Source organism: Lacinutrix sp. Bg11-31 (assembly GCF_002831665.1).
Lineage (GTDB): Bacteria > Bacteroidota > Bacteroidia > Flavobacteriales > Flavobacteriaceae > Lacinutrix.
The window spans coordinates 2,943,124-2,967,565 of record NZ_CP025118.1 but is presented as its reverse complement, the minus strand read 5'-3'; the positions used below and the strand labels follow the sequence as shown (position 1 = coordinate 2,967,565).

Annotated in this window: 22 protein-coding genes; 12 read left to right on the top strand and 10 right to left on the bottom strand. The window is 32.8% G+C overall.

Features of this window, described 5'->3' with window-relative positions:
* Entirely contained in the window at positions 1–798 is a 798-nt protein-coding gene (locus CW733_RS13340; RefSeq protein WP_100997651.1) for a universal stress protein, read from the bottom strand.
* A gap of 90 nt (positions 799–888) precedes the next feature.
* Between CW733_RS13340 and CW733_RS13335 the strand changes: the two genes are divergently transcribed.
* The 3 genes from CW733_RS13335 (at position 889) to CW733_RS13325 (ending at position 3,780) form a co-directional block, all read left to right on the top strand.
* A complete protein-coding gene (locus CW733_RS13335; RefSeq protein ID WP_100997650.1) occupies positions 889–2,223 on the top strand; it encodes an MATE family efflux transporter in 1,335 nt (444 codons plus the stop codon).
* 138 nt (positions 2,224–2,361) lie between these two features.
* The gene (locus CW733_RS13330) at positions 2,362–2,814 is read left to right on the top strand and encodes a 6-carboxytetrahydropterin synthase (RefSeq protein ID WP_100997649.1); all 453 of its coding nucleotides are present in this window, start codon (positions 2,362–2,364) and stop codon (positions 2,812–2,814) included.
* A 213-nt stretch (positions 2,815–3,027) separates the two neighbouring features.
* Entirely contained in the window at positions 3,028–3,780 is a 753-nt protein-coding gene (locus CW733_RS13325; RefSeq protein WP_100997648.1) for a UDP-2,3-diacylglucosamine diphosphatase, read from the top strand.
* Here CW733_RS13325 and CW733_RS13320 read toward each other — a convergent pair.
* Both CW733_RS13320 and CW733_RS13315 read right to left on the bottom strand, forming a co-directional pair.
* The gene (locus CW733_RS13320) at positions 3,777–4,472 is read right to left on the bottom strand and encodes a hypothetical protein (protein ID WP_100997647.1); all 696 of its coding nucleotides are present in this window, start codon (positions 4,470–4,472) and stop codon (positions 3,777–3,779) included. The genes CW733_RS13325 and CW733_RS13320 overlap by 4 nt on opposite strands.
* A gap of 81 nt (positions 4,473–4,553) precedes the next feature.
* Positions 4,554–5,213: a peptidoglycan-binding protein gene (locus CW733_RS13315; RefSeq protein ID WP_100997646.1), complete on the bottom strand. Its 660-nt coding sequence runs from the start codon at positions 5,211–5,213 to the stop codon at positions 4,554–4,556.
* 203 nt (positions 5,214–5,416) lie between these two features.
* Here CW733_RS13315 and CW733_RS13310 point away from each other — a divergent pair, with 203 nt between their 5' ends.
* The gene (locus CW733_RS13310) at positions 5,417–6,736 is read left to right on the top strand and encodes a sulfatase-like hydrolase/transferase (protein WP_100997645.1); all 1,320 of its coding nucleotides are present in this window, start codon (positions 5,417–5,419) and stop codon (positions 6,734–6,736) included.
* A gap of 2 nt (positions 6,737–6,738) precedes the next feature.
* Here CW733_RS13310 and CW733_RS13305 read toward each other — a convergent pair whose 3' ends face one another.
* From CW733_RS13305 to CW733_RS13295, 3 genes are all read right to left on the bottom strand, one after another.
* Positions 6,739–8,013 (bottom strand): MFS transporter, encoded by a 1,275-nt coding sequence (locus tag CW733_RS13305; protein WP_100997644.1) that lies wholly within the window; start codon positions 8,011–8,013, stop codon positions 6,739–6,741.
* Between the two features lie 18 nt (positions 8,014–8,031).
* Positions 8,032–9,723: a single-stranded-DNA-specific exonuclease RecJ gene (gene recJ / locus CW733_RS13300; RefSeq protein ID WP_100997643.1), complete on the bottom strand. Its 1,692-nt coding sequence runs from the start codon at positions 9,721–9,723 to the stop codon at positions 8,032–8,034.
* A 138-nt stretch (positions 9,724–9,861) separates the two neighbouring features.
* Positions 9,862–10,284: an OsmC family protein gene (locus tag CW733_RS13295; protein WP_100997642.1), complete on the bottom strand. Its 423-nt coding sequence runs from the start codon at positions 10,282–10,284 to the stop codon at positions 9,862–9,864.
* Between the two features lie 57 nt (positions 10,285–10,341).
* On the opposite strand from CW733_RS13295, the gene CW733_RS13290 reads away from it, so the two are divergent.
* Positions 10,342–10,932: a carboxymuconolactone decarboxylase family protein gene (locus CW733_RS13290; RefSeq protein WP_100997641.1), complete on the top strand. Its 591-nt coding sequence runs from the start codon at positions 10,342–10,344 to the stop codon at positions 10,930–10,932.
* A gap of 107 nt (positions 10,933–11,039) precedes the next feature.
* On the opposite strand, the gene CW733_RS13285 is transcribed toward CW733_RS13290, so the two are convergent.
* Both CW733_RS13285 and rsmI read right to left on the bottom strand, forming a co-directional pair.
* Positions 11,040–11,609 carry a uracil-DNA glycosylase family protein gene (locus tag CW733_RS13285; protein ID WP_100997640.1) on the bottom strand — a complete coding sequence of 190 codons (570 nt, stop codon included), beginning with the start codon at positions 11,607–11,609 and terminating at the stop codon, positions 11,040–11,042.
* A 31-nt stretch (positions 11,610–11,640) separates the two neighbouring features.
* Positions 11,641–12,312, bottom strand: a complete 672-nt coding sequence (rsmI, locus tag CW733_RS13280; RefSeq protein WP_100997639.1) for a 16S rRNA (cytidine(1402)-2'-O)-methyltransferase — start codon at positions 12,310–12,312, stop codon at positions 11,641–11,643.
* Between the two features lie 91 nt (positions 12,313–12,403).
* On the opposite strand from rsmI, the gene CW733_RS13275 reads away from it, so the two are divergent.
* Positions 12,404–16,180: a gliding motility-associated C-terminal domain-containing protein gene (locus CW733_RS13275; RefSeq protein ID WP_100997638.1), complete on the top strand. Its 3,777-nt coding sequence runs from the start codon at positions 12,404–12,406 to the stop codon at positions 16,178–16,180.
* Here the strand turns inward: CW733_RS13275 and CW733_RS13270 are convergent.
* Both CW733_RS13270 and CW733_RS13265 read right to left on the bottom strand, forming a co-directional pair.
* Positions 16,177–16,539, bottom strand: coding sequence for a DoxX family protein (locus CW733_RS13270; protein WP_100997637.1), 363 nt, complete (start codon positions 16,537–16,539; stop codon positions 16,177–16,179). The two genes, CW733_RS13275 and CW733_RS13270, sit on opposite strands and share 4 nt — an antisense overlap.
* Positions 16,540–16,548: 9 nt before the next feature.
* Entirely contained in the window at positions 16,549–17,277 is a 729-nt protein-coding gene (locus CW733_RS13265; protein WP_100997636.1) for a hypothetical protein, read from the bottom strand.
* A gap of 117 nt (positions 17,278–17,394) precedes the next feature.
* Here CW733_RS13265 and CW733_RS13260 point away from each other — a divergent pair, with 117 nt between their 5' ends.
* The 6 genes from CW733_RS13260 (at position 17,395) to CW733_RS13235 (ending at position 24,383) form a co-directional block, all read left to right on the top strand.
* On the top strand, positions 17,395–18,036 hold the full coding sequence (locus tag CW733_RS13260; RefSeq protein WP_100997635.1) for a thymidine kinase: 642 nt from the start codon (positions 17,395–17,397) through the stop codon (positions 18,034–18,036).
* Complete coding sequence (alr, locus tag CW733_RS13255) at positions 18,029–19,135, top strand: alanine racemase (RefSeq protein ID WP_100997634.1); 1,107 nt, start codon at positions 18,029–18,031, stop codon at positions 19,133–19,135. The genes CW733_RS13260 and alr overlap by 8 nt, the downstream gene beginning before the upstream one ends.
* 93 nt (positions 19,136–19,228) lie before the next feature.
* A complete protein-coding gene (gene mscL, locus CW733_RS13250; protein WP_100997633.1) occupies positions 19,229–19,633 on the top strand; it encodes a large conductance mechanosensitive channel protein MscL in 405 nt (134 codons plus the stop codon).
* A 158-nt stretch (positions 19,634–19,791) separates the two neighbouring features.
* The gene (locus CW733_RS13245; RefSeq protein WP_100997632.1) at positions 19,792–20,793 is read left to right on the top strand and encodes an aspartate-semialdehyde dehydrogenase; all 1,002 of its coding nucleotides are present in this window, start codon (positions 19,792–19,794) and stop codon (positions 20,791–20,793) included.
* Positions 20,794–20,870: 77 nt separating this feature from the next.
* Positions 20,871–21,968: a hypothetical protein gene (locus CW733_RS13240; protein WP_100997631.1), complete on the top strand. Its 1,098-nt coding sequence runs from the start codon at positions 20,871–20,873 to the stop codon at positions 21,966–21,968.
* Positions 21,969–21,983: 15 nt separating this feature from the next.
* Entirely contained in the window at positions 21,984–24,383 is a 2,400-nt protein-coding gene (locus CW733_RS13235) for an FG-GAP-like repeat-containing protein (RefSeq protein ID WP_157811578.1), read from the top strand.
* Positions 24,384–24,442: the final 59 nt, after the last annotated feature.

Here is a 24,442-nt window from a genome sequence, read left to right as displayed (position 1 = left end):
TTATTTTAAACCACTAAGTACTAAAACTGGAAATTCACTTACATGAAAATCCTTTTTAAGCATAACATTCTTTTCCCATAGTTTTTTAAAAAAACCACGTTTACGTCTTACAACACATAACATGTCAGGATTAATGGTTTTATAATGTTCTAGAAAGCCTTGATAGGTTGTAGCATTTTCAGATTTTGTAATATTAGTTATTACACTATCAAGTTCACTATTTACATTAAAATCTTCAGCATTGTAAAATGGTGTTTTTACTAAAAGTAAATTCACTGTCGCATTAAAACTGTTTTTAACAGCTTTTAAAGGTTCTAATGCTTCTTCTTTTTTAATAATCGCAGATTTTAACGCTAATAAAATAGAAGTAATTGGCTTAAAAACAAAACCTTCAGGTACTATTAATGCAGGAATGTTAGTCTGCTTTATAATTTTTCCAGAAGTTTTACCTAAGTACACTTCATCTTTAATAGAGTTCGTTCTTGGTTCTAGAATTATTAAATCTATTTTTAAAGCTTTACAAACGAGTTCTATTGTTGGAACCAGTTTTCCTTTAAATGTTTTACAAACAACATCTACACCTTTATGTTCAATTTGAGATACATGACTTTCTAAAAAATTTAGGCTTTCACGCTCTAGAATATGATCAATTTTTATCATTGTCCCTGCTTTGGTATATACATTATATATTTGAACAACGTAAACCTTAGCACCTGTTGATCTAGCAAAATCTACAGCATACTGCAAGTGGCTTTTAGCATTCTTAGACGATCCAACGGGAACTAATATATTTTTCATGGTGTTTTTATTAAGAGTATTTATGGTGCAAAAATACAGTTTTTATACTAAATCTTACGACCTTCGTCTTATCTAAAAATATAATCTATCTTGAGTACTAATATTAGCTTAAAACATATAAACAAATTAGCTATTCCAGCACTTATTGCAGGTGTTTCTGAACCTATACTCTCTCTAACAGATGCGGCTATTATTGGAAATGTGGATTTTAATGCTACAGAATCTCTTGCAGCAGTTGGTATTGTTTCTACCTTTTTATCCATGTTAATTTGGGTGTTTGGACAAACCAGAAGTGCTATTTCGTCTATAGTTTCGCAATATTTAGGAGCAAATAAATTAGACGAAATTAAAAATCTACCAGCTCAAGCCATTTTTATTATTACCTCGTTAAGCATCTTAATTATTATGGCCACTTATCCTTTTGCCGAATCCATTTTTAAACTTTATAATGCCGAAAATCTAATTCTAGACTATTCCGTAGACTACTATAACATTCGTGTTTTTGGCTTCCCATTTACACTATTTACCATTGCTGTTTTTGGAGCATTTAGAGGTTTGCAAAACACTTATTACCCAATGGTAATTGCTATAATTGGAGCAATAGCAAACGTTATTTTAGATTACGCATTGGTTTATGGTATTTTAGATATTATTCCAGCAATGCATATTCAAGGCGCAGCTTATGCAAGTGTAATTGCTCAGTTTTTAATGGCCTTACTATCTGCATATTACCTTCTTAAAAAAACAGATATTCCTCTAACTTTTAGCTTTCCTTTTAATAAAGAAATGAATCGCTTTTTATTAATGATTGCCAATTTAATAATAAGAACCATAGCTTTAAACGTTACCTTATATTTTGCCACACGCTTTGCTACAGGTTATGGTAAAGAATATATTGCAGCCTACACAATAGCAATAAACTTATGGTTTTTAGGAGCCTTTTTAATAGACGGTTATGCAAGTGCTGGTAATATTTTGTCTGGTAAATTAGTTGGCGGAAAAGAATATGGCAAACTCATCTCTTTAAGTAACAGTCTTATAAGATATGGCATCGCAATAGGATTAATTATCGCTATTTTAGGAGCATTATTTTACTACCAAATAGGAAGAATCTTTATTAAAGAACCCGAAGTTTTAGAACAATTTTATAGCGTTTTCTGGATTGTTTTAGCTATGCAACCATTGTGTGCATTAGCATTTATCTTCGACGGCATGTTTAAAGGGCTCGGCAAGATGGCAGACTTAAGAAACCTTTTATTAATAGCTACATTTGCCGTTTTCTTACCCACACTCTACATTTTAGACCAATACAATCTAAAGTTAACAGGTATTTTTATAGCACTAACATTTTGGATTACTGTTCGTGGGCTTCCATTAATCATAAAATTTAGAAAAGAATTTTTACCACTATCACAAAAGAATTAACTTTGGAGCGAGCTTAAAACTCATTAAAATAAAAAAAATGGAAATATTAAACTTTTTAGGAGGCAGTGGTTTTTTCGCCATCCTCGCCTTTATTATCATTATAATATATATATATAATAGATACAAAAACCGTAGATAATGGGAAACATTCGTATAACTAAGCTTTTTTCATTCGAAACTGGCCACGCACTTTATGGTTACGATGGAAAATGTAAAAACGTTCATGGACATAGTTACAAACTCTCTGTAACCGTTTTTGGTAAGCCAATTTCTGATAACACAAACGTTAAATTTGGGATGGTTATCGACTTTACAGATCTTAAAAAAATAGTAAAAGAAGAAATAGTAAACGTCTTCGATCATGCAACCGTTTTTAACAAAAACACACCACATGTAGAGCTTGCAAAAGAACTTAAAGACAGAGGTCACAACGTTTTACTAGTAGATTACCAACCAACAAGTGAAATGATGGTTATTGATTTTGCTAAAAAAATTAAAAACCGTTTACCAAAAAACATACAATTACACTCCTTAAAACTTCAGGAAACGGATAGTTCGTATGCCGAGTGGTATGCTAGTGAAAACAGTTAAATAATTAGGGCGTTACCTAAAGGTCAGGCTTTACACTATATCTTTTTTTTCTAAGGAACAGTCTCAAACTTAATTTAAGATCTCAAAAAAAAAAAAAAAGGATGCCGTTACAATCCTTAACGCGCTCATATACTATGTTTTCAACCAAACAAAAAGACATCGCAAATCTACTAAGAGATTCCTGCCTTCGCAGGAATTAGTTATATTTACAACATGCAAATTCCAAAAGGAAAGAAAATATATTTCGCTTCAGACAATCATTTAGGTGCTCCTACAAAAGAGCAATCCTTTCCACGTGAACAAAAATTTGTTGCTTGGTTAGATGAGATAAAAGAAGACGCAGCTGTGATTTTTTTACTTGGCGATTTGTTCGATATGTGGATGGAATACAAAACCGTAATTCCAAAAGGGTTCACTAGAACACTTGGTAAATTAGCCGAAATAAGCGACTCCGGAATACCAATACATTACTTTGTTGGTAATCACGACCTATGGATGAATGGCTATTTTGAAGAAGAACTAAACATACCTGTTTACCACAAACCACAAGAATACACTTTTAACAATACTACTTTTTTTATTGGTCATGGAGACGGCTTAGGTCCTGGAGACAAAGGCTATAAACGCATGAAAAAAGTATTTACCAATCCTATTTCTAAATGGTTATATAGATGGTTACACCCAGATATTGGAATTCGTTTAGCACAACATCTTTCGGTTAAAAATAAAATGATTTCTGGAGACGACGATGCTAAGTTTTTAGGAGAAGACAACGAGTGGCTAGCACAATACTGCAAACGCAAACTAGAAACCAAACACAGGGATTTCTTTATTTTCGGACACAGACATTTACCTTTAGATATAAAATTAAATGAAAATTCAAGATACGTAAACCTTGGCGATTGGGTTAGCTATTATACTTATGGTGTTTTCGATGGTGAAACGTTGGAGTTAAAAGAGTACTAATCTTCTAAAGCAATAATATCTCTATTGTTAAGTACTTCGTTAAAATCAATCATAAAAAAGACAAAACAAAATTGAGCTATTAATTCGCTTAAATTTAGAAGCCCCGAAAGCATCACATTTTGCACTTGTAAAGCCAAAATAATAAGACCAAGAAGACACGTTATACTATATCCAATACCTGTTAAAAACAAATAAATACTATTAGGGTGATTGTATACAGAGGTAATATAAAAACAACTCGCTAAAAAAGCTGTAAACGGAAGTAATCCAGAAGCAAAAAATAAGCTAGTATTAAGCTCACTAAGAAACGTTATATAAGTAGAGAGAATAATATAACCCAAAGATGTAATTACTATTAAAACAAAGATCCGGTTTACACCTTTAAGCCTTAGTTTTCCTTTTTTTAATAATGGAAATAATAATATAATACCACTAGAGAAGCATATTGTATATCCCAATACAACCCAAAGAATATTAAAAACAATAGTAGATTTAGCCATATACTCTACAGCCATAGCGCTTAAATAAAACAAATAAAATAAAGGCTTAATCTTTTTTGACAAAAGACTGTAAGCAATTAATAGAACAGCATGAAATAACGGTTTAGAGTAAAACTCTAGCCAGCTATATGTTGTCAATGAAATAACTATACTAAATCCACCTAACATTAATGCTAGGTTTTTAAAAATCACTTTAGTTGTCAGTGTTATAGGTTTTTATCATTAAAAAATTATGGGCAATAATCTCTAATTTAGAATGCTAAATATAGTCATTTATTTTAGTAATAAATCTAAAGTCTTTAAATCAATTTTACCATCTGGGAACAAGTTGTTTTTTTCTTCAAAGCCTTTAAGTGCCTCAGATGTAATAGTTTGATAAACACCATCTACAGAAATGTCATAACCTTTTTTAACCAAAAGCTTTTGCATTTCATAAATAAAAGCGCTTTTCTCACCCGAATACAAAGCTTTTTGTGGCATCATATTTAGTAATAGTTGTTTTTCTTTTAAAGACATTTCTTCTTTATTATGTTCAGTTATAGAAACACCTTTTATTTCAAATAATTTAATCTCTTCATTAGTTAAACCTTTATTTTTAAACGTTTTAGATGCTTCTAAAATAGCTTTATAGTAATTTGCTTTCGCTACTTTTCGTCCATATTCTAAAACTGCCAAAGTTGTTTCCGCATCATCATTCTCTGGGCTTCTAACATCTATACTGTTGGCACTCCATTGCATTTGCATGTAATTATTTACAGCTTCTAAAGCATCATAATAATTATAAACAGTTTCTTGACTGTGGTAGTTTAGGTCTATGTTTTCAGACGCTTTTATGTTTGCATTTTCAGGATGAAAACGTTGATATTCTTTGTATTGAGAATACCCAAAAATTAGAATAATAACAGCAAGTATAAAGAGAAGAATTTTTTTCATTAGTCCTTTAATTGAATAAACGATTTCGTTAGCTATATACAAATATAAGAGAATTTGAATTTAATGTCTATTGTATTGTTTATTATGTATTAGAAAATGAAAAAACATTACATATCACATTAATCAAGAAGAAAACCTGAGTAGATTAATTCCTTAATATTAAACTATTGCTCAATTTTAGAGTCTTAACCTAAACTTAGTTTATGAAAACCAAACAAATATTTGCTTCATTATTTTTCATGGTAACACTCTTTTCTTGTGGAAACGACGATAAAATAGTTACAGAAACGCCTTCAGAAACCAATACTTCAAAGCCAAATATTGTACTAATTATTGCAGATGATATGGGTTTAGACGCAACTCCTGGTTACACTATTGGAAATACAAAACCAAACATGCCTAATTTACAAAGCATGATAAATAATGGTATTCGGTTTAATAATTTATGGTCGAATCCTGTTTGCACACCAACACGATCTAGCATTATTACAGGTAAATATGGTTTTAGAACTAATATTTTGAAAGTTGGAGACGAACTCTCAACCAGTGAGACCTCTTTGCAAAGTTATTTAGATAATAATACTGGAAATACGTATAGCCACGCTGTTATTGGCAAATGGCATTTATCGAATAGCGCAAATCATCCAACAGATATGGGAATTGATTATTATGCAGGTTTATTAAATGGAGGTGTACAGTCTTACACCAATTGGAATTTAACTGAAAACGGACAAACAACAAATTCAACAGAATATACAACAACAAAATTTACAGATTTAGCAATAGATTGGGTAAACCAACAAACACAACCTTGGTTTTTATGGTTGGCTTATAACGCGCCACATACACCATTTCACTTACCACCAGATAATTTACATTCTCAAGGTGTTTTACCAACAGACGATGCAAGCATAAATGCAAATCCGTTGCCATACTATTTAGCAATGTTGGAGGCTTTAGATACAGAAATGGGACGCTTTATTGCATCGCTACCAGAGGAAGAAAAGGCAAATACCGTCTTTATTTTTATTGGAGATAACGGCACGCCAAATCAAGTTGTGCAAGAGTATAATAGTTTTCGTGCAAAAGGAACCGTTTACCAAGGTGGCGTTAATGTGCCAATGATTATTTCCGGCAAAGATATATCACGTATAAACACCAGTGAAGATGCTTTATTAAATACTACAGATTTGTTTGCAACCATAGCAAATATTGCAGGAACTAATACTACAGAAGTTAATGATAGTAAAAGCTTTATAGATTTATTGTCTACAACTACTGCTGAAAAAAGAGATTATACTTATACTGAAATTGGAAATGATTCTGGTGGTTCAGATTATACCATTAGAAATGCTACACACAAATACATTTTGTTTGATGATGGCTCTGAGGCTTTATATAATTTAATAAATAATGAATTTGAAAACCCTAATTTATTAAGTACAACTCAATTACCATTAAGTACTGAAGATGCTACAATAAAAGATGAATTATTGGCAGAGTTAATTTCTATTAGAAATTAAATTCACTCTTCTTTTTCGTGTTCCTCGAAATCTTTTGTAAGGTCTAATTTTCTAAATGAAGGCGATACAATTCCTGTAGTTACTACGGTAATTAACGTCATTGCACCTCCAAAAACAACAGCAGTTGCTGTTCCCATAAGCTTTGCAGTTACACCACTTTCAAAAGCTCCTAACTCGTTAGACGAACCAACAAACATAGAGTTTACTGAAGATACTCGACCACGCATATGATCTGGCGTTTTTAGCTGAAGGATGGTTTGCCTAATCACCATAGAAACACCATCTGTTACACCACTAAAAAACAATGCTACTACAGAAATCCAAAATATAGAAGATAAACCAAATACAATAATACAAACACCAAAACCAAAAATAGCGACAAGCAATTTCATACCTGCATTTTTACTAATTGGAATATAAGCTGTAACTAACATAGTTAAAAAAGCACCAACAGAAGGTGCTGCTACTAAAATCCCAAAACCTTGTGGTCCTACTTTTAAAATATCTTCTGCAAAAACAGCTAAAAGTGCTACTGCTCCACCAAATAAAACAGAAACCATATCTAACGTTAAAGCACCTAATATTGCTTTTGTTTTAAACACAAAACTAACGCCTTCTTTTAAACTTTGCATAATAGGCTCACCTATTTTAGGGTTTAATATTGGCTTTTTAGAAATCTGAAACACCATAGCTAGTGCTACCATTACTAAACAAAAAACAATGCATAACGACCAATGTACACCAATCCAACCAATAGAAAAACCTGCAAAAGCAACACCTAAAACACGCGACATTTGCCAGGTAGAACTATTCCAAGTTGCTGCATTAGGATAGATTTTTTTGGGTACAATTAAAGCCACCAAAGAAAAAATAGTTGGCCCAAAAAACGAGCGTAAAAAACCACCAAAAAAGACTAAAGCATAAATAGAATATAACAAACTGGTTTTAGACCACGTTTGAGAAACAGTTCCTGAAGTAAGCCAAAACAAAGCAAAACTTATAATAGAAAAAGCTGCTAAACAAATAGCTAGTAGATTTCGTTTTTCGCGCTGATCGACAATGTGTCCAGCAAATAATGCCATAGTAAAAGCCGGAATAATTTCCATTAAACCAATAATACCAAGAGATAAAGGATCTTTAGTTAAAGCATACACCTGCCATTCTATAACAATAAATTGCATAGACCATGCAAAAACTAAGAAAAAACGCATGGTTAAAAAGGTATTAAATTCTTTAAAACGCAATGCTGCGTAGGGATCGTTTTTAATTTTATTCATTGTATTAAAACACTGTTTTTATTCCTGTATATCTCGCAATTTCAATTGCAAAGACACATGACCTTGCCACTCGTTTTCGTCTATAGAATAAGTCGCTTTAAACGGTTTTTTGTCTTTAATAAGGCTTAGCCTTTCGCCTAAACCAAAACCGATGCATACTATCTGGTTGCTATTGGGTTGTTTTACGGTAATTCGTAAGTGCTTATCGTCTTCACCAACACATTTACCATAACCAGTATCTTTAAGATTATCGCTCATAAAAACTGGCGACATATTTCCTGGTCCAAAAGGCGCAAACTGGCGGATAATCCGCATTAATTTATCATCGATTTGGTTTAATTCTAATTGTCTATCTATTGTAATTTCTGGCGTTAATAATCTTTTGTCTATTGTAGCCTCTACTACTTCTTCAAACTTTTGTTTAAAGGCTTCGTAGTTTTCTTCTTTAAGTGTTAAACCAGCAGCGTATTTATGGCCTCCAAATTGCTCGATATGTTCAGAGCAAGCCTCTAACGCATTATAAACGTCGAAACCTTTTACAGAACGTGCAGAAGCGGCTAATTTATCGCCACTTTTAGTAAATACTAATGTTGGTCTGTAATAGGTTTCTATTAATCTACTAGCAACAATACCAATAACACCTTTATGCCAGTCTTTGCTATAAACAACAGTAGTAATCCTTTTCTTTTCTTTTTGTTTTTCAATATGCTCGAGAGCTTCGATTGTAATTTGTCTATCTGTTTCACGTCTATCGGTATTAAAATCTTCTATTTCTTTTGCGCACACCTCAGCTGCTTCAACATTGGTTTCGGTTAATAAATCTACCGCATATTGACCATGTTTCATTCTACCAGCAGCATTTATTCTTGGCGCAATAACAAATACAACATCTGTAATAGTTAGTGTTTCTTTTTTAATTTGATTTATTATCGCTTTAAAACCAGCTCTTGGTTGTTGGTTAATAACTTGTAAACCAAAATAAGCCAAAATTCTATTTTCGCCAGTAATAGGTACAATATCTGCGCCTATTGCTGTGGCTACCAAATCGAGATATTCTACTAAATCTTCAATCGTTTTTCCTTTTCTAGAAGCTAAGGCTTGTATTAGTTTAAAACCAACACCACAGCCACAAAGCTCATTATAAGGATAATTACAATCGTTTTGTTTAGGATCTAAAACGGCTACTGCATTTGGTATTTGATCTCCTGGCCTGTGGTGATCGCAAATTATAAAATCGATGTTTTTTTCTTCCGCGTAAGCGACTTTATCAATTGCTTTTATACCACAATCTAAAGCAATAATTAGCGTAAAATTATTGTCTTCGGCAAAATCGATGCCTTGAAAAGAGACACCGTAACCTTCTCCATAACGGTCTGGAATGTATGTGGCAACATTAGGGTATTCGGTTTTTAAATACGAAGACATTAACGATACTGCTGTTGTACCATCTACATCATAATCGCCATAAACCAATATATTCTCGTTATTTACTATCGCTTTTTCAATACGCTCGACTGCTTTTTGCATATCCTTCATTAAAAAAGGATCGTGTAAATGACTTAAGCTTGGTCTAAAAAAATCTTTGGCTTGCTCGTAAGTTTCTATTCCTCTTTGTACTAAGAGTGCTGCAATGGATTCTTCTACTTGTAAGGCAGACTGTAAGGATTTTACAGTTTCAAGATTGGGTTTTGGTTTTAAAGTCCAACGCATGGTTAAGTGAAAAGTGAATAGTTATAAGTGAATAGTTTACTTACTCGAACTCTTATTAATTTAAGGTATCATTAAGAGCGTAGCGAAGAATTTTTTTCAATCAATGAGATTCTTCGCTGCGCTCTGAATGACAAAAATTTAATTATTATGAAAATTGATTTTAGTTTCAACTTTTGAAAACTGACGAAACATTTCCATAACACCGCAATATTTCTCTACCGAAAGGTTTACTGCTTTTGTTATCTTTTTCTCGTCTAAATCGCTACCATAAAAATGATAATCTACAATTACTGTATGGTATATTTTTGGGTGCTCGTCTGTTAATTCGCCAACTACTTCTATTTTAAAATCGCTAAACTCTGTTTTCATTTTTTCGGCAACAGAAACCACATCTAATCCAGAACAAGCTGCTAAAGCAGATAACATTGCTGCCTTAGGTCTTAAAGACTTGTAAGGGTCGTTATCTTCTTCCGACACACCTAAATTAAAACTATAACCACTTGGGTTATCGCTCTCGAAAATCATTTTTTCTTTCCAAACAGTAGTTACTTTATCCGACATAATTGAATATTTTTTCGTTTATTGATCCTATCAAAAATACTATTAAAAAACAAATATATGCCATTAGTAACGCCTTTAGATGCCGAACACGATTTAGAAACTAAAAAACTAGCAGAGTTCTTTAATGAAACTTTAGGTTTTTGCCCAAACTCTGTGCTTACCATGCAGCGCAGACCAGCCATTTCTAAAGCTTTTATAAATTTAAACAAAGCCGTAATGGCTAACGAAGGGAAAGTTACCTCAGCCTTAAAACGTATGATTGCTTGGGTTTCTAGTAACACAACTGGTTGCCGTTATTGCCAAGCACACGCTATTCGTGCTGCAGAGCGTTACGGAGCAGAACAAGAGCAGTTAGATAATATTTGGGAATACAGAACACATGCTGCTTTTAACGAGGCTGAGCGTGCTGCTTTAGACTTCTCTTTAGCGGCTTCGCAAGTTCCAAATGCTGTTGATGCAGATATACAAAAACGTTTACATGCACATTGGACTGAAGGTGAAATTGTAGAAATGCTAGGTGTAATTTCTTTATTTGGGTACCTTAACCGTTGGAACGATTCTATGGGTACAACACTTGAAGGTGATGCTATTGAAAGTGGAGATCAATACCTTGGAAAACATGGTTTTGAGGTTGGAAAACATGTTTAGATAGTCTCGATTATTAGATTACTTTACTTTTAGATACAATAGATTAAACCTTGCTAGAAATAGTGAGGTTTTTTTTAAATCTATTATTTTGGCGAATTTTTGCGTTTTTATAGAATCTCTCTAATCTTCTCTTGCAACTCTGGCACAACCAATTCCTCGAACCAAGGATTTTTACTTCTCCAAAACCTATTAGTTGGCGAAGGATGCGGCATTGGAAAATATTTTGGTAAATAGGTTTTATACTCACCAACAGTTTCTGTAAGGTTTTTTTTAAAGCCTTCTTTTAAGTAATATTTTTGAGCATAAGCACCAATTAATAGTACTAATTCTACTTTTGGCATCTTTTGCAATAACTGCTCGTGCCACTCTGGAGCACATTCTTTTCTTGGTGGTAAATCTCCCGTTTTTCCTTTGCCAGGATAGCAAAATCCTATTGGTATTATGGCGAAGTTTTTAGTATTATAAAAATCTTCATCACTAACATTAAGCCATTCCCTTAGTTTTTTACCACTTTGGTCGTCCCAAGGTATTCCAGATTCGTGAACTTTAGTTCCTGGTGCTTGACCAATAATTACAATTTTAGATTCTAGATGCGCAGTAACTACAGGTCTTGGTCCAAGAGGAAGGTGATCCTTACAAATGGAACATTGAGTAATACTATGTAGTAGACCTTGCATTAAAAGATATTATTTGGTTAACTTAGTTTATCTACTTTTTTCCTCCTACAACAATAACAATCTCTCCTTTTGGCGGCTTATTAGTGTAGTGTACTAACACTTCTTTGGCAGTACCTCTTATGGTTTCCTCATACATTTTGGTAAGTTCTCGTGATACAGAAACTGGCCTGTCTTCTCCAAAATACTCACAAAAATGACCTAAGGTTTTTATTAATTTGTGTGGGCTTTCGTAAAATATAATAGTTCTTGTTTCTTCTGCTAGAAATTTTAACCGTGTTTGTCTTCCTTTTTTAACTGGTAAAAAACCTTCGAACACAAACTTATTATTTGGCAATCCAGAGTTTACTAAAGCTGGAACAAAGGCTGTTGCGCCAGGTAAACAATCTACTTCTATACCATTTTCTACACAAGCTCTAGTTAATAAAAATCCAGGATCGCTAATAGCAGGTGTTCCTGCATCGCTAATAAGCGCAATAGTTTCACCGCTTTTTAAACGCTCTACCAAACGTTCAACAGTTTTATGCTCGTTGTGCATATGATGGCTGTGCATTGGTGTTTTTATATCAAAATGCTTCAAAAGTTTTCCAGAAGTTCTGGTGTCTTCAGCTAAAATAGAATCTGCAGACTTTAAAACCGAAATAGCTCTAAAAGTCATATCTTCCAAATTCCCTATAGGTGTTGGTACTATGTAAAGTTTGCTCATTTAGTATTACTTATAATTTCAAATTTACAATCTTTAAGCGTTTTTTACGCAACCTTTTTATTATTTTGGTATCTACTTACTAAACCAACCAATGCAAAAAATCGCTATTTGCTTATTCATTCTTTGTTTTTCATTTTTAAATGTAAAAGCACAAACTACAGATTTATCAATTGTTGTAGAAGCACAAAATAATTCTGGAACAACTGTTTCTAATGTAAATATTTATCAAGATTTTCTGTATTTAGTAACTATTCTAAACTCGGGAAATGAAGTTAATAATGCTACTTTTTCACAAACGTTAAGTACAAATGTGAGTTACTTTGTATCTATGAGCCAGAATCCAAATGGAGGGTCAAGTGCTGTTACTAATTTAGTTTTTACTGGAAATACACTTACTGGAACCATTGCAAATATGCCTAGTAATTCTAGTGTAGAAGTTTTGGTAACTGTTCGTGCTCCAATAACTCCTGGAGGAATTGCCACTAATGTTACTGTTTTTCCTCCTAATGGAACCACAGACAATAACTCTTCAAACAACCAATCCATAATTTCTATAGATGTTAATGATTTACCTATAGATTTTTCTGTTGTCTATTCTCAAATTACACCTGCTCAAGGTACTGGAATATCCAATTGGGACGATACAGTCACTTACCAATTTACTATTACAAACAATAGCAGTATTGGTTTTCCTTTAAGTAGTTTTTCTGGTAGAATGCAATTGGCGAACGCTATTAATTTTGGAATACCAAATGTGCAATTCCAATCTATTTCTTGTTTAAGTGGAACAAATGGTACACTATGTCCAGATGCTTCTGGAGTACCACAAAATTCTGGACCTGTATTAACTGCTAGTCCTCAGTTTACTACTTTTTTTAGCTATAATAACCCTATTCAGTTTAATGCAAATAGTTCTTTAAGTTTTGAAATTGTTTACAAATATTTAGAACCTGCTTGTAGTCTTGAAATAGATGCATTAGCTGTTGATAGCTTTATAAGAATTGAAATAGACCATGCTAATGAATCTTCTAACAATTCTAATTTAGTTTTTACACAACTTATTGACCCTTCAGTTTGTGATACAACAGATTTATGTATCGAGACTACACAAATTACACCTTTACCAACAGACATGGTGAGTTGGGATGAAGAAATAACTTTCGAAACCATAGCGTGTAACAATGGACCGCTTGATGGTTATGGACGCTTTTTTCTTCAAAATTTATCTGTAAATATAGATTGGGAAATTGTATCTATTACTTGCGACGCAACTACAGGAAATATAACATGTAATGATTTTACCTTAACAGATCAAGGTGTTTTTTGGTCTACTAACGAATTTATTATTCCTGCTAATGTTACCATAACCGTCACAACAGTTGTAAAGTTTATAGATCCAGACGACTGCTCTACTGGAACAATTATTAATTCGGATGGACACGTAAGAAGTGGAGTAAACTTATTAGAAACTACTATTTTAGAAAGCAATGTTGTAAACAATGCAGAAAGTGATTTTGTAATATTACCTCCTTTACCACTTTGCGATCCTGAAGAGATAGTAGATTTACAAGTTACTAAAGTACAAATAGATCCTGTTTTTCCACTTGGTAGCGATGCGGCAAACACAGTTGGTTGGGGAAATGTAACTTATGAAATTACAGTAACAAACCCAAATGCAACCACAAATGCCTTAGTAGAAATAGAAGACTACATGCCAAATGGAGCAAACACACAAACAACTGCTGCTTTAGTGTCTGTAAATTGTGCCTCAACAACCGGAACAGCAACTTGCCCAACGGTTATTAATGCCAATATTGGTATTGTATTAGATGGTATTCCAGACGCTGGAATGGAAGATATTTTTTGGAGCATTAATCCTCAAGATAATTACTCATTACCTGCGCAGAGTTCTATTACTTTTCAAGTAATAGTAAACTGGGAACCAGAATGTTCTAGTTCTGCAATAGAAGCAACCAATGGTGTAAGAATAACTAGTGTTGATAATTTAGCAGATAATGCTCTTGGTAATAACCAAGCGAGTGTAGTAACTTATTTTGCACCTTGTGTAGATTTGGTTGTACAAACCTATCCAGAATTTACTCAGGTTGTTGTTAATCAAGATTTTAATTGGATAATAGATATTACAAATAGCAACACGAGTTCTAATGCTATTAATATTGACTTTCAAGATATAATAGGAAGCGAATTCATCTTAAATGGTACTCCAACTTGTACTGTAACAAATGGAAATGCCAGTTGTACCACTTTTACAACAACAGGAAATACTATAACTGGAGTAATACCAAATATGGATGCAGCGTCAACAATACAAATTACAATTCCGGTTACTGCTCCAAGTTTTGGTGGTGCATTTACAAACAATGCTCAAGCCATACCAAACGAAAGCGATAACCAAGAGTTAACTCTCGAAACTAATATTTCTATTAGCAATATTCAAGTTATTGCACCAACAGTTGTAAAATTGTTTACGCCAACTCAAATTATTGTTGGACAACAAAGTGTTTTAGAATTTACTGTTACCAACTTGGCTGGTAACCCAGCACAAAACAATATAGACTTTACCGATAATCTTCCAACCGGATTAACCATTGCTGGACCAATAAATTGGGTACAGAGCAATGGCTGTACAGCTACATTTACAGGAAACAATGGAGATACAAGTGTAATCGTTAATAATTTAATGTTTCCTAATGGTATTGAAACTTGCACATTTGCTGTTCCTGTTACCTCTACTATTATTGGAACTTATTTAAATGATAATGCTAATTTTTCAGACCAAAATAATATCGACACCTCACTTGCTAACGCAACTTTAGATGTTATTGCAGACAATACTAATGTTGATATTGAAGTTCTAAAATCCGTGTTACCAACTCAAGCCTTTGTTGGAGAAAACGTAACTTTTACTATTACAATTTCTAATTTAGGCACATCTGAAGCTACAAATATTTCTATTTTAGAAAACTTACCTTCTGGTTATCAATTTATATCTGCATCGACTAGCTTAGGTGTTTATATTGATGCTTCTTCATTATGGAATTTAAATAGTTTATCTCCAAATCAAACCGAAACATTAACTATTATTGCTCAGGTTGTTTCATCAAATGATTTAGTAAATAGCGTTAGTTTAAATAGTCTCACAGAAACAGACAGAGACCTCACAAATAATGAAGATACAGCAGAGGTTACTATTTTAATGACTGATGTTGATATTGAAGTATTAAAATCTGTTTCACCTACGGAAGTTTCAATTGGTGGAACCGTTACATTTACCATTACAGCAACAAATATAGGAACCACAAATGCTACTACTATTTCTATATATGAAAGTCTACCTAGTGGCTATATTTACCAGAACTCTAACACAACTTATGGTATATATAATGAAACTTCTTTTCTTTGGAATTTACCCAATTTAAACACTAATCAATCTGAAACACTAAACATATCTGCTCAAGTAATTTCGTCTCACAACTTATTAAATACAGCTAGTTTAAATAGTGTAACCGAAATTGACAGAGACGAAACTAACAATGAAGACTCAGCCGAAGTTTCTGTAAACGACTGTTTAAAAATATCGCAAGGTGTTTCGCCAAATAATGATGGAGATAACGATACATTTATAATAAATTGTATTGAAGATTATCCTATAAATAATGTAAAAATATTTAATCGCTATGGAAAGTTGGTTTTCGAAACTAACAACTATAAAAACAACTGGAACGGTATTCCAAATAAAGGAGTTCCAAAATCTAATACGCGTTTACCTGTTGGCACTTACTACTATGTAATAACAATTAACGCTTTAGAAAAACCTTTTGTAGGTTGGTTGTATCTTAATTATTAACTTTTAATTGGTCTAACCACTTTTCCTAGAAAGTAAGAAATTAATATTAGAGGAATCACCACGTAAGACAATCCTATTTCATGTCCTGCATTATAATGCGCAGCACTTGCTAGAATTGCATTAAAAAAAAAACCAGCATAAGCCCATTCAGTAAGCCAACTATTTTTACGCAACAAAATCATTATTACACCAATAATTTTTAGTGTTGCTAAAGGATAAACAAGATAAGTAGGGTGGTTAAGTACTTCAAAGAAACCTTTTACCATCTCGTATTTTGTAAAATACATACCTGCCGAAAATAGAAATATACCGCAAACTCCTATAGTTGCAATCCAATAAATAATTTTTTTAATACTCATTCTTTTTTACTAATTAAACCTAGATTCAATAATCGCCATAAAACGCTCAACATATTCATCTTTATCTGCCCAAGATTTATAATCTGGTTTTACAGTGTTTTCTATAAAGGTATTGGCTTCTTTAAAATTAGACATCGTGTTTAATTGTGAAACCACACGATCATAATCTTCATTTTTACCATCGAATAAATATTTTATAAAAGCCAACTTATCGTTTAAACCAATGGTTAATCCGCCTGATTTTAACTTATCGTTTAACGATTTTTTTTCGGTAGATTTAATATCACTTACTTTATCGAAAATTGGAGTTTCATTAAAATCGGCAGTAATATCTTCAAAATCATTTTTATGGTATTTAGGCTTTATAGACTCAAAAATAGCATCAACCTCTTGTGTTTCTTGAGGCATTTGAGCAACCATATCTTTAATTTTTTCTATTACAGGCTCCATTATTTCATCGTCATCTCGTTCATCTACATCAATATATGTTTTGTTTCCAACCTCAATATTATCACTTACGGTATTATTAAAAGCAGTGTCTAACATCCCAAAAAAAGAAGAATCGTTACCAATGGTAGGTAAATCGTCTTCAAAGTTTTCTTGCGCAAATTTTAAAACGGTAAGTTTTTCGTATAAAGCAGCAACTTCAGTATGCATTCTATTTACATCTTCTTTCCCTTTTAGTTTAAGAATCTTGTGAGCAATACTCATCAATTCGGATTCTAACTTCTTCTTCATAGATTAAAATTTTATAATTATTCAAATTTATACAATTTAGGCTTTTGATTTTTAATAAATTTGAGCCACCTTTATAGCAACAAGAAATGTTTCTTGTTGGTGTGTTAAAATTACGAAATGTTTCTTGAAAATACAGTAAATCAAAAAGAACAATTTGGTTGGATTGAAGTTATTTGCGGTTCCATGTTTTCTGGAAAAACCGAAGAGCTTATTCGAAGACTAAAACGTGCACAGTTTGCAAAGCAAAAAGTAGAAATATTCAAGCCTGCAATAGATGTGCGATATGATGACGAAATGGTAGTCTCTCACGATGCTAACCAAATTCGCTCTACTCCAGTTCCTGCCGCTGCTAATATTCCTATTTTGGCAGATGGTTGCGATGTGGTTGGTATTGACGAAGCTCAGTTTTTCGACGACGAAATTGTACGTGTTTGTAACGATTTAGCAAACAAAGGCATTCGTGTTATTGTTGCTGGGTTAGATATGGATTTTAAAGGCAATCCATTTGGACCAATGCCTAATTTAATGGCAACTGCAGAGTATGTTACCAAAGTACATGCCGTTTGTACACGTACAGGAAATCTTGCACAATTTAGTTACCGAAAAAATAAAAGTGAAGATCTTGTGTTATTAGGCGAAATTGAAGAATACGAACCTTTAAGTCGAGCAGCATACTATAAAGCAATCACGCGAGAAAAAATAAAAACAATGGAAGTGAATGATGCCGAAGCACTAAAACCTAAAGATAAAGATGCTTAAATCTCAGGAAACCATTCTGGAAATAGACTTAAGCGCTTTAAAACATAATGTTACTTTTATAAAATCTAAACTTAAAAGTAGCACCAAGTTTTTAGCCGTAGTAAAAGCTTATGCTTATGGAAGCGATGCTGTAGAAATAGCAAAATATCTTGAAGACTTAAATGTAGATTATTTTGCTGTAGCATATACAAACGAAGCTATTTCACTAAGAGATGCAGGCATAAAAACACCAATTTTGGTGTTGCATCCTCAACCTGAAAAATTTAAATTAATTATAGAACGCTGTCTAGAACCTAGTATATATTCTCAACGTGTTTTAAATGAATTTATAACTGTCGCTGAAAAACAAAAACAATACAATTATCCTATTCACATAAAATTTAATACAGGTTTAAATAGATTAGGTTTTGCTGAAGCTGAAGCTGAAACCATCCTGAACAGTCTAAAAACGACTGAAGCAATAAAAGTGAAATCACTCTTTTCGCATTTAGCAGCAAGTGAGGATGTAAACGAAAAAGACTTCACATTAAATCAAATTAAAAGTTTTAAACGTATTGCGAAAAAGATGATAGATAATTTAGGTTACCAACCTCTTTTGCATCAAAGTAACACCTCTGGAGTATTAAATTATCCAGAAGCACATTTCGATATGGTTAGATGTGGAATTGGATTGTATGGCTTTGGAAATAATCCAGAAATTAACAAAAACCTAAAACCAGTTGGGACATTAAAAACAAGTATTTCTCAAATTCACACCATAAAAAAAGGTGATAGTTTGGGTTATAATCGTGCCTTTATTGCTAATGAAGATATTAAAACCGCAACCTTACCTATTGGTCATGCAGATGGCATAAATAGACTGTTTGGAAACGGAAAAGGATTTGTATTTATAAATAACCAAAAAGCATTTATAATTGGTAATGTTTGTATGGATATGATTATGGTAGATGTTACAACTATTTCTTGCAAAGAAGGTGATGAGGTTATTGTTTTTGGACCTCAACACTCTGCCGAAAGCTTAGCAGAAAGCATCAACTCTATCTCATACGAATTACTAACCTCTGTATCTCAACGTATTAAACGTGTGTTTTATCGATAAACTTAGTCTTTGTGTTATGTTGATTTACTCTTTTTGTTAAAATTTTAACTAAATTGAAAATTATAAATTTCAACTAACTTAAAAATTAAAATTATGCTTAAAGAATTTAAGGATTTTATTATGACAGGTAACGTGATTGATTTCGCAGTTGCTGTAATTATGGCAGGAGCTCTTGGAGCTGTAATAAACGGTTTCGTTTCAAAAATAGCAATGCCTCTTATTGGCCTAGCAACTGGTGGAGCAAGTTTCTCTGACAAGTTTTGGACTCCTGGAGAAGAAGTATTCGCTACTGTTGCTGCTGCAAAAGAAGCTGGCATTGCTGCTGTAGAATATGGCGCATGGATTGATACTATTATTAGTTTACTTGTTGTTGGTTTTGTTATGTTTTTAATTGTTAAAGCATACAACAAAACGAAAAAACCTGTTGAGGCAGCTGCTCCTTCTGGACCATCTGACAACGACTTATTAACTGAAATTAGAGATGCTTTAAAAAAGTAATCTACATTTTTAGAGATATTATCTTAAAAATCGGTTTTGTAATGCAAAATCGGTTTTTTTTATGCCAAATTTTTACGAAAAAATTAATACATTTTTAAACACAAACAATTAGAAATACAATAGCTTTGTATTTTATATATTGAAATAATACATTAGTTATGAAGTTAGCAGTTGTTGGTGTTACAGGTATGGTTGGTGAAGTTATGCGTAAAGTACTAGAAGAGCGTAATTTTAAAATTACAGAATTTATTCCTGTAGCTTCAGAGCGTTCTGTAGGTAAAAAAGTAACTTTTAAAAACCAAGAATTTACAATTGTAAGCTTGGCAGATGCCGTTGCTATGAAACCAGATGTGGCTTTGTTTTCAGCTGGTGGAGATACTTCTCTAGAATGGGCTCCTAAATTTGCACAAGTTGGCACTACTGTAATCGATAATTCTTCAGCTTGGAGAATGGATCATTCTAAAAAATTAATTGTTCCAGAAATTAATGCGAACGAACTTACTAAAGAAGATAAAATTATTGCTAATCCAAACTGTTCTACCATTCAAATGGTAATGGCTTTGGCTCCACTTCATGAAAAATATAAAATAAAAAGAATTGTAGTTTCTACATACCAATCTATCTCAGGAACTGGAGTAAAAGCAATACAACAATTAGAGAACGAAATGGCTGGTGTAAAAGGAGAAATGGCTTACCATTATCCTATTCATAAAAATGCGATTCCACATTGCGATGTTTTCGAAGAAAACGGCTACACAAAAGAAGAAATGAAATTGGTTCGCGAAACTCAAAAAATTCTTAACGATAAAACTATTGCAATTACAGCAACTGCTGTAAGAATACCAACTTCTGGAGGACATAGTGAGGCTGTTAATGTGGAGTTTGAAAATGATTTTGATGTAGAAGAAGTAAGACAATTACTAAACCAAACCGATGGTGTTACAATTCAAGATAACTTAGACACAAATATCTATCCAATGCCATTATATGCAAATGGAAAAGACGATGTTTTTGTTGGACGCATTCGTAGAGATGGATCACAACCTAATACATTAAACCTTTGGATTGTTAGTGATAATCTTAGAAAAGGTGCAGCTACAAATACGGTTCAAATTGCTGAGTATTTAGTTGCAAATAACTTATTGCAGTCTACTTTGTAGTTAAAACTATCAATTTCAGCGCTTTAATTGTAAGAGTTTATTAAATTCTCTATATTTATAAGCTTTTTGAAATTTATATGGATAAAAACTACTTTTTCTACTTGCTCTTTTTTCTTCTCACTTTAAACATTTTATCATGTTCAAAGGAAGAATCTTATGAGCCAAATCCTGAAGAGATAATTGAGGTATCTCCTGTTGTTTTCGATATTGAAAATGTGCCTTATCAAAATCTTTCAGAATATAATTTTTTTAATGGCACTATAAAAAACCTACTGCCTGTAACAGGAGTTTTACCTTATGGTTTAAACTCTAGTTTGTTTAGTGACTATGCAAAAAAGAAGCGTTTTATTTGGATGCCTTCTAATGTAAAAGCAACTTATGTAAACGATTTTTCTCCATTTAATTTTCCCATTGGAACCGTATTAATAAAAAACTTCTTTTATAATAATGTGTTACCAGAAAACACTTCTAAAATTATAGAAACGCGCTTAATGATTAAAAAAGTAGATGGTTGGGAATTTGCAGAATATGTTTGGAACGAAACTCAAACCGAAGCAGCTCTTACAAACGAATCTCAAATAATAAATATTGAGTGGTTGCAAAATCAAGAAACCAAACAAGTGGATTATAAAATTCCATCACCTTCAGAGTGTTTTACTTGCCATAATAGTTATGATTCTCCAATACCAATTGGACCAAAACCTCAAAACATAAATAAAGACTACCTTTATGCAGATGGTACTAAAAATCAATTAGTAAAATGGGTGGAACAAGGCTTTTTAGAAACTGGCTATCCATTAACAATTGAAACCTCAGTAAATTGGAGCGACGAATCTCTACCTTTAGACTTAAGAGCGCGATCTTATTTAGATATTAATTGTGCGCATTGCCACACAGAAGGTAGCTATTGCGAGTACAGACCAATGCGATTTGCATATAAAGACAATCATGATTTAGAAAACATGGGAGTTTGTGTACCAATGGAAACAGATATTGGAAATGGGTTAACACATATTGTAAAACCAAGTAGCCCAAACGAATCTGTACTATATTTTAGAATAAATTCAACAATAGAACAATATAGAATGCCACTTTTAGGAAGACGGTTAATCCATACTGAAGGTGTGCGATTGATAGAAGAATGGATAGATTCTTTAACCACACCTTGTCAATAATTAAATATTTTTATCATGAAAAAAATTATTTTATGCTTTACACTTTTAGGTTTAGCCTTTACTTTACAAGCGCAAACTTATTTAACTGAAAATTTTGATTCTTCAATTCCTGGAACATGGACAGTTACAGATGGTGGAGATGCAGCTGGTGGAACTTGGGATTCTGGTATGGTTGGAGCAAACTCTTTAAATGGAACAAATGCTGCCGTTGTTAATAGTGATGCCCAAGGTAACGATCCACATCCTCAATTAATAGAAACGTTAACATCTCCTGTTTTTGATGCTTCTTCTGCGAGTACATTATTTTTAAGTTTCGACCAATACTTTAATAATTTGAATACAGATTTTGGAGTAGTAGAAGTTTTTAATGGCACTAATTGGGTAGAAGTTTTAAACCAATCTACAGATGTTGGTTCTTTCGCAAATCCTGACCAACAAAATATAGACATTACAGCGCATAAGAATGCTAATATGCAAGTCCGTTTTATATATAATGATGATGATGTTTGGGCTTGGTATTGGATTGTAGATAATATTCACGTTTATGATGTCGCATGTGCTACTCCTTCTGGTATTTCGGTTGTAAATATCACAACAGATTCTGCAACGATAAACTGGAATGCTGCTGGAACAGAGACCACTTGGGAAGTTATTATTCAACAAGCTGGACTTGGGATTCCAACAACTGTAGGAACCCTTGTTACAGCAACAACATATAATGCTACTGGATTAAACGTAAATAGTAATTACGAGGTTTATATAAGAAGTTTTTGCGATAGTGATGGTTATAGTATTTGGCTAGGACCTTATGCTTTTATTACAGCAAATATTCCATCTCCTATTTCATTTTCAACACAATCTATTAGCACCACAGGAACAAATAGAGCCGTAGTAGATATGAATGGTGATAACCTTGACGACATTGTTTCTATTAACGATAACAATATTAACATTCAAGAACAACAAACTGATGGTAGTTTCTTACAAAAAAACATTACCACAACAAGTGCAGACTTTACTCCATCATGGAGTTTGGTAGCTGCAGACTTCGATAAAAACGGCTATACAGATTTATTATATGGTGGAGGATCTGGTGTTACTTTTATGAAAGCAAATGCAAATGGAACAGCTTATAGTGAAATTTCAGGTTCAGAATACGTGTTTTCTCAACGTTCTAATTTTATAGACATTAATAACGATGGCCATTTAGATGCTTTTGTTTGTCATGATGTAGCTCCAAATGTTTATTACATTAATGATGGTAATGGGAATCTTCAGTTTTACCAAACACCAGAAGATGGAACCACTAATGGAGCGCCTCATAATTTAGGAGGTTATGCTTCTGGAGGAAATTATGGCTCAATCTGGGTAGATTATGATAACGATGGTGACCAAGATATGTTTATTGCAAAGTGTGGTGGTATTACCGCTAGACGTACTAACCAAATGCATACCAACGATGGTAATGGAAATTACACAGAAAATGCTGCCGCTATTGGGCTTGCAGATCCAATGCAAACTTGGTCTTCTGCTTGGGGAGATTTTGATAACGATGGAGATATGGATGTATTCGTAGGAAGTAGCGATCCTAACGACCCACATAAATTAATGCGAAACGATATGAATACAATTGGAACATTTACAAACGTTTCTGTTGGTTCTGGTTCGGTAAACGCAACTACTTTTAATCATGAAAATGTAGCTTACGATTTTGATAATGATGGCTTTTTAGATATTGCTTCAAATGGAGATATATTATTTGGAAATGGAGATTTAACCTTTGCTGTTTTCGATGATTTAGTTCCTGATGATGGCTCTTTTGGAGACTTAAATAACGATGGTTTTATTGATGCCTTTGGAGGCGACATTGTAATGAACAATACTAATTCTAATAACTGGATTGTAATAAACACAAACGGAACCTCAAGTAATATTGATGGTATTGGAGCTCGAGTAGAATTAACAACTGCTTTAGGCACACAAATAAGAGATGTTAGAAGTGGAGATGGTTTTAGGTATATGAATACATTAAACACACATTTTGGAATTGGAACTGAAACAACAATTACAGCTGTAACTATTACTTGGTCTTCTGGTATTGTAGATCAAATTTTATACCCAATAATTAATGAAACTTTAAGTGTAACTGAAGGTGAACACCCATTGAGTGTAGATAACTTTTTGGTTGAAAACCTAATTCTTTATCCAAATCCTACTAAACAGGACTTAAATCTAAACGGAGATTACGAAGTTAACAACCATAAGTTTCAGGTTTTCGATATATCTGGAAGACAAATATTTAAAGGAACTATTAAAAACAACAAAATTGACGTTTCGCGTTTACAAAGCGGAAATTATATATTGAGAATTGCAAATAATGAAAAAGTACGTACTCAAAAATTTATAAAGCAGTAGTCTATTAAATAACACTAAAAGCGTTTACATAACTATGTAAACGCTTTTTTGTTTATTTT

Excerpts from the sequence above, each read along its gene's own strand:
- CW733_RS13340 (WP_100997651.1), bottom strand. The coding sequence starts at position 798 with ATGAAAAATATATTAGTTCCCGTTGGATCGTCTAAGAATGCTAAAAGC.
- CW733_RS13315 (WP_100997646.1), bottom strand. The coding sequence starts at position 5,213 with ATGAAAAAAATTCTTCTCTTTATACTTGCTGTTATTATTCTAATTTTT.
- alr (WP_100997634.1), top strand. The coding sequence starts at position 18,029 with ATGCTTAAATCTCAGGAAACCATTCTGGAAATAGACTTAAGCGCTTTA.
- CW733_RS13295 (WP_100997642.1), bottom strand. The coding sequence starts at position 10,284 with ATGTCGGATAAAGTAACTACTGTTTGGAAAGAAAAAATGATTTTCGAG.
- CW733_RS13235 (WP_157811578.1), top strand. The coding sequence starts at position 21,984 with ATGAAAAAAATTATTTTATGCTTTACACTTTTAGGTTTAGCCTTTACT.
- CW733_RS13310 (WP_100997645.1), top strand. The coding sequence starts at position 5,417 with ATGAAAACCAAACAAATATTTGCTTCATTATTTTTCATGGTAACACTC.
- CW733_RS13240 (WP_100997631.1), top strand. The coding sequence starts at position 20,871 with ATGGATAAAAACTACTTTTTCTACTTGCTCTTTTTTCTTCTCACTTTA.
- CW733_RS13265 (WP_100997636.1), bottom strand. The coding sequence starts at position 17,277 with ATGAAGAAGAAGTTAGAATCCGAATTGATGAGTATTGCTCACAAGATT.
- rsmI (WP_100997639.1), bottom strand. The coding sequence starts at position 12,312 with ATGAGCAAACTTTACATAGTACCAACACCTATAGGGAATTTGGAAGAT.
- recJ (WP_100997643.1), bottom strand. The coding sequence starts at position 9,723 with ATGCGTTGGACTTTAAAACCAAAACCCAATCTTGAAACTGTAAAATCC.
- CW733_RS13285 (WP_100997640.1), bottom strand. The coding sequence starts at position 11,609 with ATGCAAGGTCTACTACATAGTATTACTCAATGTTCCATTTGTAAGGAT.
- CW733_RS13270 (WP_100997637.1), bottom strand. The coding sequence starts at position 16,539 with ATGAGTATTAAAAAAATTATTTATTGGATTGCAACTATAGGAGTTTGC.
- CW733_RS13275 (WP_100997638.1), top strand. The coding sequence starts at position 12,404 with ATGCAAAAAATCGCTATTTGCTTATTCATTCTTTGTTTTTCATTTTTA.
- CW733_RS13330 (WP_100997649.1), top strand. The coding sequence starts at position 2,362 with ATGGGAAACATTCGTATAACTAAGCTTTTTTCATTCGAAACTGGCCAC.
- CW733_RS13290 (WP_100997641.1), top strand. The coding sequence starts at position 10,342 with ATGCCATTAGTAACGCCTTTAGATGCCGAACACGATTTAGAAACTAAA.
- CW733_RS13260 (WP_100997635.1), top strand. The coding sequence starts at position 17,395 with ATGTTTCTTGAAAATACAGTAAATCAAAAAGAACAATTTGGTTGGATT.
- mscL (WP_100997633.1), top strand. The coding sequence starts at position 19,229 with ATGCTTAAAGAATTTAAGGATTTTATTATGACAGGTAACGTGATTGAT.
- CW733_RS13245 (WP_100997632.1), top strand. The coding sequence starts at position 19,792 with ATGAAGTTAGCAGTTGTTGGTGTTACAGGTATGGTTGGTGAAGTTATG.
- CW733_RS13305 (WP_100997644.1), bottom strand. The coding sequence starts at position 8,013 with ATGAATAAAATTAAAAACGATCCCTACGCAGCATTGCGTTTTAAAGAA.
- CW733_RS13325 (WP_100997648.1), top strand. The coding sequence starts at position 3,028 with ATGCAAATTCCAAAAGGAAAGAAAATATATTTCGCTTCAGACAATCAT.